Raw genomic sequence first — 11662 nt, 5'->3', positions numbered from 1 at the left:
GGACGTCAGGCAGCCCAACACAGACGCTACCGGCCTACCATCCGTCCTACGAACGAACGAAAGGGAAAAATTGCGCTGTTCAGAGGTTCCTTAACGGGGTCCAGGGGCAGAGCCCCTGGCCTTCCTAACCCAAGCCGCCGCCCCACCCGGCGCTTAGCCCTAAAGCCCACACGCCGCGAGGCGGATGATGGTGACTGTCGTGCCGGCGGGTGTGGCGGGGGCGTGGGGCGCGCGGAGGACGACGGCGTCGGCGCGGGCGAGGCGGCGGAGCATTGAGCTGTCTTGGGGGCCGAAGGGGGTGACGGTCCAGTGTCCGTCGGCGTCACGGTCGATCGTGGCGCGGAGGTGATCGGCGCGGTGATCGTTGGCGGACAGCGCGATGGTGCAGCGGGCCGAATCGGTGGAGGGTGCGGTGCCGGGCAGGCCGGCGAGGCGTTCGATCGCGGGTTTGGCGAAGAGCAGCGCGCAGATCATGGCCGAAACCGGGTTGCCGGGCAGGCCGAGCACGGGGAGGTTGCCGAGCCGCCCGAACATGAGGGGTTTGCCCGGGCGCATCGCGATTTTCCAGAAATCGACATCGAGCCCGATGTCGGACAGGCCGGCTTGTACCAGGTCGTGCGTGCCGACGCTGGCGCCCCCGGTGGTGATCAGCAGATCGGCGTGTGATGCGCTTGCCGCGGCGTTGGCGATGGCGGTGCGGTCGTCGCGTGCGATGGGCAGGATGATCGGTATGCCGCCGTTGGCGCGGACGAAGGCGGCGAGCGCGTGGGAGTTGGAGCTGACGATGCCGCCCGCGGGGATGGGATCACCGGGCATCGCGATTTCATCGCCGGTGGCGAGGATGGCGATGACGGGTTTGCGGTGGACGGTGATCCAGGGGTGATTGGCGGCGGCGGCGAGGCCGATATCGCGCGCGGTGAGGTGCCGGCCGGGGCTGAGGAGCGTGTCGCCGGCGGCGAAATCGAGTCCGGCGCCGCGGATATGCTTGCCGGGGTGGCCGGCTTCGCGCAGCGTGACGGTGGTATCGTCGTATTCGGCGTCTTCCTGGATGATGATGCAATCGGCCCCTGCGGGCACCACGCTGCCGGTGAACAGGCGCACGGCCTCACCGGGGCCGACCGACCCGGCGAAAGGGTGGCCGGCGGGGGCCGCGCCGATGATGCGCAGCCGGGCGCCGATCACACTATCCGCCGCGCGCAGGGCGAAGCCATCCATCGCGGAGACATCGTGCGGTGGCTGGGTCAGGCGGGCGATGAGCGGGGCGGCCAGCACGCGCCCGGCGGCTTCGGCCAGCGGGATGATTTCCCCGCCGGTGGGCGCGAGCAGGGCCAGGATCCGCGCGCGGGCTTCAGGGACGCTCAGCATGGGTCAACCTTGGGTGAAATCGCCGGATTTGCCGCCGGATTTGGCGATGACGCGAAGCGCCTCGATCCGCATGGCGCGGTCGGCGGCTTTCAACATGTCATAAATGGTGAGCGCAGCGACCGAGGCGGCGGTGAGCGCTTCCATCTCGACACCGGTCGGCCCGGTGGTGCGGACAGTGGCGGTGATGCGGATGCCCGGGAGTGCGTCATCCGGTGTCAGTTCGATGGTGACGCCGGCGATGGCGAGCGGGTGGCACAGCGGAATGAGGTCCGACGTGCGTTTAGCGGCCATGATCCCGGCGATGCGGGCGGTGGCCAGCACGTCACCCTTTTTCGCAGTGCCGGACGTCACGAGCGCAAGGGTTTCCGGCCGCATCGTGACATGGCAGGCGGCGGTCGCATCGCGCACGGTGGCTGGCTTGCCCGACACATCGACCATGCGGGCCGCGCCGGTGGCATCGATATGGGTGAGGCTCATGCGCCGACGCCCAGCAAGGCGCGGGTCGCTTTGGTGATATCGTCCTGGCGCATCAGGCTTTCGCCGACCAGAATACCCTGCACGCCGGCGGCCTTCAGGCGTTCGATATCGGCGAAGTCGCGGATGCCGCTCTCCGCGACAACAAAGCGTTCCGGCGGGATCTGCACGGCCATGCGTTCGGATACCGCGATATCGGTAACCATCGTCTTGAGGTTGCGGTTGTTGATGCCAACCAACCGGGCGCGCAGGCCCAGCGCGCGTTCGAGTTCGGCTTCGTCATGCACTTCGACCAGCACGTTCATATCGAGCGCGGTCGCCAGTTCCTCGAAGCTGCGGGCCTGTTCGTCGGTCAGTGCCGCCATGATCAGCAGGATGCAATCGGCCCCCATCGCGCGGCTTTCATAGATTTGCCATTCGTCGAGGATGAAATCCTTGCGCAGCATCGGCAGGTCGACGGCGGCACGCGCGGCGGTGAAATCGGCTTCGCTGCCCTGGAAATAGGTGGCATCGGTCAGCACCGACAGGCACACCGCACCGCCGTCCTTGTAGGCGGTCGCGATCGCCGCGGGGTCGAAATCGGGGCGGATCAGCCCAGCGCTGGGCGAGGCTTTCTTGATCTCGGCGATCAGCCCGGTACGGCCGGAGGCGGCGGCATCCATCAGGGCGCGGGCGAACCCGCGCGGCGGTTCGGCATCCTTGGCGCGCGCGCGGATGTCATCCAGATTATGGTCGGCCTGGCGGCGGGCGACCTCGGCGCGCGTATCATCGCAGATCTTGCGCAGAATATCGGTAGGCGAATCGTTCATCGGGCCAGTTCCAAGGTTGTCGCGGCACTCGCATGGCGCAGGCGATCGAGGCTGGCGCGCGCTGCACCGCTATCGATCGAAGATGCGGCCATGGCAACGCCGGTGCGGAAATCATCGGTGCGACCAGCGACGATCAACCCGGCGGCGGCGTTCAACAGCACGGCGTCGCGATAGGGGCTCGCCTCGCCATCGAGCAGGGCGCTGAGGCGGCCAGCGTTGTGGGCGGCATCGCCGCCGATGATCGCGGCAAGCGGCGCGCGGGCGAGGCCGGCGGCTTCCGGCGTGATGGTCAGCTCGCTGATCGCGCCGTGATCGAGCGAGACGATCCGGCTTTCACCGACCAGAGTGAGCTCATCGAGCCCCTGGCCATGCACCACCATCGCGCGTTCGGTGCCCAGTTGCGCCAGGGTTTCGGCCATCGGCCGCGCCCAGGCGGGATCGAACACGCCGATCAGCTGGCGGCGCACCGAGGCGGGGTTGGCGAGCGGGCCGAGCAGGTTGAAGATGGTGCGGGTGCCCAGCGTGATGCGCGCCGCGGCGGCGTGGCGCAGCCCGGCGTGGTGGCGTGGCGCGTATAAAAAGACGCAACCGGCCTCGTTCAGAATGCCCGAGAGTCGTTCGAACGGCGGTTCGACCGCAACGCCCAGCGCGGCCAGCACATCGGCCGCACCGGCGCGCGAGGAAAGCGCGCGGTTGCCGTGCTTGGCGACCGGCACGCCCAGCCCGGCGAGCACGAAGGTGACCGCGGTCGAGATATTGAGCGTGCCGACGCCATCGCCCCCGGTGCCGCAGACATCGATGGCACCGTGCGGGGCGGCGATCGCACGCATCCGCTCGCGCATCGCCCGCACCGCCCCCGTGAGTTCCGCGACGGTTTCGCCGCGCACCCGCATCGCCATCAACATACCGGCGATCTGCGCATCGTTCGATTTACCGTCGATGATCGCGCCGAACGCGGCTTCTGAAAGCTCCTCGCTGAGTTTGTCGCCGCGCGCGAGGCGATCGAGCACCGGTTTCAGATCGGCCAGGATTTCCGCCGAGCCCTGGTTGCGGCCGCGCGCAAGTGCCAGGAAATTGCGCAGCAGCGTATGGCCATGCGCCGTCGCGATGCTTTCCGGATGAAACTGCACGCCAAAAATCGGCAGATCGCGATGGCGCAACCCCATGATCAAACCATCCTCGGTAAAGGCGGTCGGGATCAGGGTTTCCGGCAGCGTTTCGCGCTCCACGATCAGGGAGTGGTAGCGCGTCGCTTCGAATTGGTCCGGCACGCCGGCGAAGATGTCGCTGCCCTGGTGGCGGATCGCGGCCATTTTGCCATGCATCGGCTGCGGTGCGCGCCTAACCACGCCGCCGAACGCCTGGCCGATCGCCTGATGACCCAGGCAGACCCCCAAGATCGGCACTTTGCCGGCGGCGGCGTGGATCAGATCGAGGCAGATGCCCGCCTCGTTCGGCGTGCACGGCCCGGGCGACAGCACGATGGCTTCGGGCTGCAGCGCGAGCACCTCCTCCGGCGTGATCTGGTCGTTGCGGCGGACCACGCAATCGGCGCCAAGATCGCCAAAAAAATGCACCAGGTTGAAGGTGAAACTGTCGTAATTATCGATGATCAGGATCATGGGGCGCTCCGGTTTGCGCTCACGTAGTTCACCGCATCCTCGGCGGCGCGGAACAGGGCGCGCGCCTTTTGCAGGCTTTCGGCATATTCGGCATCGGGGTCGGAATCCGCAACGATACCAACGCCGGATTGGACATAGAGGGTAGCATCCTTGATCAGCGCGGTGCGCAAGGCGATGCAGGTGTCCATCGTGCCGTTGGCGGCGAAATAGCCGATGCAGCCGCCATACAGACCGCGGCGCGAGGGTTCGAACTCCTCGATGATTTCCATCGCCCGCACCTTCGGCGCACCGGAGAGCGTGCCGGCCGGAAAACCGGCGATCAGCGCATCCAGCGCATCGGCATCGTCGCGGATGGTCCCTTCGACGGTCGATGAAATATGCATGACATGGGAAAACCGCTCGATCGCGAAGCTCTCGGTCACCGCCACCGAGCCGATCTTGGCGACCCGTCCGACATCGTTGCGCGCCAGATCGAGCAGCATGAGATGCTCGGCGCGCTCCTTCGGGTCTTCCAGCAGTTCGGTCTCCAGCGCCTCGTCCTCCGCACGGTTGGCGCCGCGCCTGCGGGTGCCGGCAAGCGGGCGGATGGTCACCGTCCCATCGCGCAACCGGACCAGGATTTCCGGGCTGGACCCGACCGCCTGATAGCTGCCGAAATCAAGAAAGAACAGGAACGGCGCCGGGTTGATCCGCCGCAGGCTGCGATAGAAGGCAAAGGGCGGCGCGGTGAATTCCTGGGCGAAGCGCTGGCTGGCGACCACCTGGAACACATCCCCGGCGGCGATGTAGTCCTTGCCGCGCAGTACCATCGCCTTGAACGCGGCCTCGGTCATGTTGGGCACCGGCGCGCCGGCCCCCGAAAGCGAGCCGGTCAGGTGCGGGGTGGGTCGATCGAGCGCTGCTTCCGCGGCTTCGATCCGCGCCGTCGCGGCGCGATAGGCATCGGCCGCGGAGACCCCCTCGCGCCGCCAGGCCGGTGCGGCGAGGGTGATTTCATCCTTCACGGAATCGAAAATCGCAAACATGCCGGGGCGCATCAGCACCGCATCGGGGATGCCGAGTACGTCCGGATTTGACGCCGGCAGGCGCTCCATCAGGCGGACCATGTCGTAGCCGAGGGCAGGTCGAGCCTGGTTTCCGCGATCAGGGCGCGCAGGCTGGTGAAGGCGTCGCGCGGGTCGGTGGTGAAAGCCGCCGGGTCGGTGCTGGCGTCGCGGTTGACGCTGACCACGCCGCCCTCGCAGCGCCAGATCAGATCGGGGGCGAAGCCGATCACGGAATAGCGCCCGCGCGCCGCCCCACCCTCGACGCTTTCGAGCAGCAGGGAATAGGGCGTGCCGTGCGCCAGTTTGAGAAAAGCGGCAACCGGGGTGATCAGATCGGCTGCGAGCACCCGCCACACCAACGCGCCCGATCCTGCTTCATAAGCGGCGCGGAATGGGGTGGTCGGGTCGGGCACGGCGTTCATGGTGCGTCCTTAATCGCTGATCTGTTGTAGTTTTTTTTCATTGACGGTGACATGGTAGCGCGACCGCAGGGCGGTTGCGTAGGTTTGCAGAATATCGGTCTGCATCGCGGTGTTCAGCGCGGTCTGGATCCGCTTGAGGATCGCCGGATCGCTGCCGGGTTTCGGCTCGGTGATCGCGGTGACCACGCCGACCACGAATTCGGAATTGGTCTCCACCATGGTCGGTTCGCCGATTTTCAGGGTGAACAGGATCGGCAGCAGCTTCGCCGGAATGCCCGGCGCGGGTTTCGCGCGGGTCATCGGCGGGCTGGTGGTGATCGGCTGGCCGGCGGCGTTGGCGGCCTGTGCGAAGGTCTTGCCCGATTTGATCGCACCGATCAGCCCGGCGGCGGCCATTTCCTCCTGGCGTTTCACCTGATTGCCGGTCCAGTCGAGCAGGACTTCCTGCTTGACCTGATCATAGGGTTTCAGCGCCGGCGGAATGAGTTTCTGCACGCTGACCGCATAATAACTGTCATCCGGTCCGGTCACCGCGCGGGGTGCGGCGCCCGGCGCGGTCGCAAAGACGGTCTTGATGATCGCGGCGCGCAACGCCTTGCCGCCGGGGATCGGCGCCGGCTTGCCGTCAGCCTCGAGCCCCTGCGCATCGAGCGTGCCCTCCACCGCGGCAAGATGCAGCGTGCCCGGCAGATGATCGAGGGACGTGTTGCCCGCCAGCGCATCCTGGAATTTCGAAACCGTGGCATCGACCAGTTCACGCGCCTTGCGCTGCTGCACGGCCGCCTTGAGCTGCGGTTCGACCTGCGCCATCGGCGTGGTGCCGCCCGGATTGGCCTGGGTCACCTTGAACACATAGGTACCCAGTGCCCCGGTAACCGGGTCGGAGACCGTGCCAGGGGTCGCCGCAAACACCGCCTTGGCGAGCCGGCCGGAGGGGAATTGATCGGGCTGCGCGTTCTTGAAGCTCACACCCGTCGCGGTCGCGGCGGTGGCGGCCTGCTGCATCGCCGCCCAGCTGGTGCCCTTGCGCCACAAGGCGGCCAGCTTGGCGGCGCTGGCGGCATCCTCGGCGGTAATGATGTGCACCGAACGGCTGGCGGTACGCGCGAATTTCGATTTCTCCGCCTCGTATTCGTTGGCGATCTCCGCTTGGGTCACAACCTGGCTTTGCGCCAGCAGCGCGGGCGACAGAATCACGATCTGGGCCTTGCGCAGCGCCGGGGTCGAGAACCGCTCCGGATGATTGCGCCAAAACCGCCGCAGCACGGCAAGCGCCGGGGCCGGCGGCGGCGTTGCGGCGGCAAACGGCAGCTGCGCGTACTGGATCGTGCGCTCCTGGCCGACATAGTCGAAAATCTGCTGCACCAGCGGCTTGGGTGCGGCCGCACCCACCGTGATCGCCTGGACGATCTGGCTGGCGTTCAGCCCGCGCGCAATATCCGCCATGAACGCCGCCGGCGTCAGCCCGTGCTGCGAAAGCACCTGATTGAATGTGGTCTTGTCGAACTTGCCGTTCGGCCCGTTGAACGCGCTGATCCCGAAAATCTGCTGGCGCAGAGCCTCTGGCGGCGCGGTAACGCCAAGACGCTTGGCATCGAGCGCCAGCGCCGTCCGGTCGATCGCCTGACCCAGCGCATTGCCCGCATAAAGGCGCCGCTCACCCTTGCTCGGCGAGGCACCGGTATGCTGCTGCGCATACGCCGTGATCTGCTGCTGATAGCCGGTGTTGACCGTGCCCGCCTCGATCGCGTGACCACCAACGGTCGCGACCGCGTTGCTGGACGCGTGATTGGTCACCACGCTGGATACACCCCAGAAAATGAACACAGCGATCAGCAGCATGAAAAACGCGCGGACCAGCCAGTTATCGAGCAGTTTGCGGATCGTCGAGAGCATCCGGTTCCAACCTCATCCAACAGAAAGCCGGGTCTTTACCACGCGCGCGGCCGATTGCCACCCGGTGCCGGGTAAGGCTAGGGAACCCGACACCTTCGTTCCCGGCTGAACGAGGCGAAGATTTTTCACGCGGTGGGGATAAGATCGATGCGACAGATGATTGCGGGAAACTGGAAAATGAACGGCACGCTCGCCGGCATCGCCGCCTACGCGGCGGCGCTGGGGCAGGGGGTCGCAGGCGTCGATTTGCTGATCTGCCCGCCTTACCCGCTGATCGGGCCGCTGCGCGCCGCCTGCGCGCCAGGCATCGCGGTCGGCGCGCAGGATTGCGCGGTCGAACAATCAGGCGCGCATACGGGTGACGTGGCGGCCGGACTGCTGGCTGAAATCGGCGCCAGCCATATCATTCTCGGTCACTCCGAACGCCGGGCCGATCACAACGAGCGATCCGCCCTGGTGCGCGACAAATCCCGCACCGCCATCGCCGCCGGGTTGACCCCAATCATCTGCGTCGGCGAAACCCTTGCCGAACGCGAGGCCGGCGAAGCCGAAACCGTGGTGCGCGCCCAACTTGCAGGCAGCCTGCCGGATGGCTTCACCGGGCTGGTCGCCTACGAACCAGTCTGGGCGATCGGCACCGGCAAAACCGCAACCGAAACCGACGTGCAAGCCATGCACGCCACAATCCGCGCCGCCCTCAAAAAACAACTCGGCGAACCAGGCGAAACCATGCTCATCCTGTACGGCGGCTCCGTGAAACCCACCAACGCCGCATCCCTGCTCGCAACCCCCGAGGTCGGCGGCGCCCTGGTCGGCGGCGCCAGCCTGACCGCGACTGATTTCATGGCCATAGCCGAGGCGGCGCGAAGGTAAGCCAGGCGGGGGGCTTTGCCCCCTCGACCCCCACTAAGGGCTCAGCCCTTAGAACCAAGGGGAGGGCGCTGCCTCGGACTTTCAGCTGATCTGGCCTGGGTCGCCCTCCCCTTGCCTAAAACTAATGGATTTTAAAGGCTCCGCCTTTAACGGGGTTCAGGGGCAGAGCCCCTGGCCTTGCTTTTCGCCGTGCCGCCACCGCTTTGCCGGGTCCATGCGGGTGCCTGTTGTGGGGTCGAAGACGTGGATGTGGTGGGGCGGGATTTCGATGGGGATTGTGTGGTCGGTTGGTGCTGGGCTGGTGACGCGGAGGATGAAGGGGGTGGTATCGGGCAGGGTGCCGTGCAGCAGGGTTTCCGAGCCCAGCGGTTCGGCGAATTCGACGGCGAGGGGGATACTGTTGGGCCCGGATGCGATGGTGGCGTGTTGGGCGCGGATGCCGATGGTGATTTTCGTGCCATCGGGCGCGGCGCGGGGGCCATCGGTGAAGGTGAGTTCGGGGCCGGCGTCGAGTTTGGCGGCGCGGCCGTTCCGGGTGATTGTGGCGGGGCAGAAATTCATCGCCGGCTCGCCGATGAAGCTTGCGACGTACATGGTGGCGGGGCGGTCGAACACTTCGATCGGGGTGGCGATTTGCGCGGCGCGACCTTGGTGCATCACGATCAGTCGGTCGGCCAGGGTCATGGCTTCGACCTGGTCGTGGGTGACGTAGAGGCTCGTGATATTCAGGCGTTTCTGGAGCTTGCGAATATCGGCGCGAACCTGGACGCGGAGTTTGGCATCGAGGTTGGACAGCGGTTCGTCGAACAGGAACAATTTGGGTTCACGCACGATGGCGCGGCCCATGGCGACACGCTGGCGCTGACCGCCCGAGAGTTCGCGTGGCTTGCGGGCGAGCAGGGGGGTCAATCCCAGCGTTTCTGCGGCGATTTCGATTTTCGATTTGATCGTGGCGCGGTCGAGACCTTTCAGTTTCAGCCCGTAGCCCATGTTGTCGAACACCGACATGTGCGGATACAGCGCGTAATTCTGGAACACCATCGCGATGTCGCGACGCGAGGGATCGCGGTCGGTGATATCCGCGCCATCGAGCAGGATGCGCCCAGCACTCGGTGATTCGAGGCCGGCGACCAGGCGGAGCAGGGTGGATTTGCCGCAGCCGGAAGCGCCGACGATCACCAGCATTTCGCCATCGGCCAGCGCGAGATCGATCCCGTGCAGCACGGTGGTGGCGCCGAAGGTTTTTTGCAGGGATTGGAGTTCGAGCGTCGCCATTATTTATCCACTTCGGTCAGGCCGCCAATGAACCAGCGCTGCATCGCGACCACCACGAGGACCGGGGGAATGATGGCGAGGATGGTGGCGGCCATGACGAGGTTCCATTGGGGGATCTGGTCGGTGGTGATCATCTGCACGATGCCGAGCACGATCGGATCGAGTTTGCCGTTGGTCGCGACCAGCAGGGGCCAGAGATACTGGTTCCAGCCATAGACGAACAGAATGACGAACAAGGCGGCGAGGTTGGGGGCCGACACGGGCAGCAGGATATCGAAAAAGAAGCGCATCGGCCCGGCGCCATCGAGTTTAGCGGCCTCGACCAGTTCGTCAGGGATGGCGAGAAACACCTGGCGGAACAGCAAGGTCGCGGTGGCCGAGGCGATCAGCGGCATGGTCAGGCCGGTGAAGCTGTTGATCAAATGGAAATCCGACATCACCGCATAGGTCGGGATGATGCGCACCTCGACGGGCAGCATCAGCGTGATGAAGATCAGCCAAAACGCAATCATGCGAAAGGGAAACCGGAAGAAGGCGATGGCGAAGGCGGACAAGGCGGAGATAACGATTTTTCCGATCGCGATGACCAACGCCATGCCAAGGCTGACCAGCAGCATGTGCCAGACCGGCACGCCACCCTTGGCCGCGTTGCCGAAGCCGAACGCCGTGATGAAAATATTGAGCCCGGCGAGGCGGGGAATCAGCGAGATGTCGCCCCGGTTGATCGCGGCGGCCGATTGCGTGGCCCCCGCAAAGGCGACCCAGAGCGGGAAGATGAAAATCACCACCCCAAGCAGCAGCACCGCATGGGCCAGATAATCGGGCTTGCGGTTCATCCGGCGCGTTTCCCGGTGTAGCGGAACTGGATGGTGGTGAGCGCGATGATGATGACCATCAGAATGATCGACTGCGCCGCCGAGCCACCGATATCGAGGTTCAGAATCCCATCACGATAGACCTTGACCACCAACGTCTCGGTCGCGGTGCCCGGGCCGCCGGCGGTGAGCGCGAAGATCAGAGCGAACGTGTCGAACGCGGCATAAACGATATTGACGATGATCAGAAAAAACGTCGTCGGCGCCAGCAGCGGAAAGATCATGGTGCGAAACCGATAGAAACCCCGCGCACCATCGAGCGTCGCCGCCTCGATCACCGAGCGCGGCACCGATTGCAGTCCGGCAAGATAGAAAATGAAATTATAGCTCACCTGCTTCCACGCGGCGATGACGATCACCAGCAGAAACGCTTGGTTGGCATGGGTGGCATAATTGAAATCGAGACCGAAACGCCCAAACAGATTGGTCAGCAGGCCAATCTGCGGCTGCAACAGGAATACGAAAATCACCGAAGCGATCGCGGGCGCAATGGCATAAGGCCAGATCAGCAAAATCCGGTAGACCCGCGCACCACGGATCGCGCGATTGGCGAAGCTCGCCAACAGCAGACCAAATCCCATCGCCAGACACGTCACCGCAATACAGAACACGAACGTGCGCACCAACGCCGCCTGATAGGTCGATGATTGGAACAATTCAGCGAAATTGGCGAGGCCGACAAAACTGCTGTTCAGCCCGAACGCATCCGTCGCGCGCACACTCTCGCCAAACGCCCGCCAGGCCGGCAACAAAAAAAACAACACCGTAATCGCCAACTGCGGCGCCACCAGCACCGCCGGCAGCAACCAACCCGCGAACAACGTGCGCCGCTCCATCGGCGCCTATGCCGGGGGGTGGGGGTGAGGGGTTGAAAGCAAGCAAGGCCAGGGGGCTTTGCCCCCTGGACCCCCACTAAGGGCGGAGCCCTTAGAACCCGCTAGTTTTAGGCAAGGGGAGGGCGCTGCCTGGGACTTTCCGTCGATCTGGCCTGGGTCGCCCTCCCCT

9 protein-coding genes and 1 pseudogene are annotated in these 11662 nt (G+C 65.4%); 1 reads left to right on the top strand and 9 read right to left on the bottom strand.

From position 1 onward, the window contains the following. Positions 1–159: 159 nt before the first annotated feature. The 6 genes and pseudogenes from glp to B7X49_RS17835 form a co-directional block, all read right to left on the bottom strand. Positions 160–1365: a gephyrin-like molybdotransferase Glp gene (gene glp, locus B7X49_RS17860; RefSeq protein WP_286703191.1), complete on the bottom strand. Its 1206-nt coding sequence runs from the start codon at positions 1363–1365 to the stop codon at positions 160–162. A gap of 3 nt (positions 1366–1368) precedes the next feature. Continuing rightward, on the bottom strand, positions 1369–1842 hold the full coding sequence (moaC, locus tag B7X49_RS17855; RefSeq protein ID WP_286703190.1) for a cyclic pyranopterin monophosphate synthase MoaC: 474 nt from the start codon (positions 1840–1842) through the stop codon (positions 1369–1371). Beyond that, positions 1839–2648, bottom strand: coding sequence for an indole-3-glycerol phosphate synthase TrpC (gene trpC / locus B7X49_RS17850; protein ID WP_286703189.1), 810 nt, complete (start codon positions 2646–2648; stop codon positions 1839–1841). Before trpC ends, moaC begins: the two co-directional genes overlap by 4 nt. Further along, positions 2645–4270 (bottom strand): bifunctional anthranilate synthase component II/anthranilate phosphoribosyltransferase, encoded by a 1626-nt coding sequence (locus tag B7X49_RS17845; protein ID WP_286703188.1) that lies wholly within the window; start codon positions 4268–4270, stop codon positions 2645–2647. Before B7X49_RS17845 ends, trpC begins: the two co-directional genes overlap by 4 nt. After that, positions 4267–5738, bottom strand: a pseudogene (gene trpE, locus B7X49_RS17840) (anthranilate synthase component I). The gene B7X49_RS17845 and the pseudogene trpE overlap by 4 nt, the downstream one beginning before the upstream one ends. 9 nt (positions 5739–5747) lie before the next feature. Continuing rightward, the gene (locus tag B7X49_RS17835) at positions 5748–7634 is read right to left on the bottom strand and encodes a peptidylprolyl isomerase (RefSeq protein ID WP_286703186.1); all 1887 of its coding nucleotides are present in this window, start codon (positions 7632–7634) and stop codon (positions 5748–5750) included. Positions 7635–7781: 147 nt separating this feature from the next. Here B7X49_RS17835 and tpiA point away from each other — a divergent pair, with 147 nt between their 5' ends. Beyond that, positions 7782–8507, top strand: coding sequence for a triose-phosphate isomerase (tpiA, locus tag B7X49_RS17830; RefSeq protein WP_286703185.1), 726 nt, complete (start codon positions 7782–7784; stop codon positions 8505–8507). A gap of 156 nt (positions 8508–8663) precedes the next feature. Here the strand turns inward: tpiA and B7X49_RS17825 are convergent, their stop codons facing one another. The 3 genes from B7X49_RS17825 to B7X49_RS17815 are packed head-to-tail and all read right to left on the bottom strand — an operon-like array spanning position 8664 to position 11493. Next, positions 8664–9782, bottom strand: coding sequence for an ABC transporter ATP-binding protein (locus B7X49_RS17825; RefSeq protein ID WP_286703184.1), 1119 nt, complete (start codon positions 9780–9782; stop codon positions 8664–8666). Continuing rightward, entirely contained in the window at positions 9782–10618 is an 837-nt protein-coding gene (gene ugpE, locus B7X49_RS17820; RefSeq protein WP_286703183.1) for a sn-glycerol-3-phosphate ABC transporter permease UgpE, read from the bottom strand. The genes B7X49_RS17825 and ugpE overlap by 1 nt, the downstream gene beginning before the upstream one ends. Then, positions 10615–11493, bottom strand: a complete 879-nt coding sequence (locus tag B7X49_RS17815) for an ABC transporter permease subunit (RefSeq protein WP_286703182.1) — start codon at positions 11491–11493, stop codon at positions 10615–10617. The genes ugpE and B7X49_RS17815 overlap by 4 nt, the downstream gene beginning before the upstream one ends. Between the last annotated feature and the right edge of the window lie 169 nt (positions 11494–11662).

Source organism: Acidiphilium sp. 34-64-41, assembly GCF_002282635.1.
GTDB lineage: Bacteria > Pseudomonadota > Alphaproteobacteria > Acetobacterales > Acetobacteraceae > Acidiphilium > Acidiphilium rubrum.
Note: the sequence above shows the minus strand (reverse complement) of the source record. Positions and strands in the feature narration are given on the sequence as shown.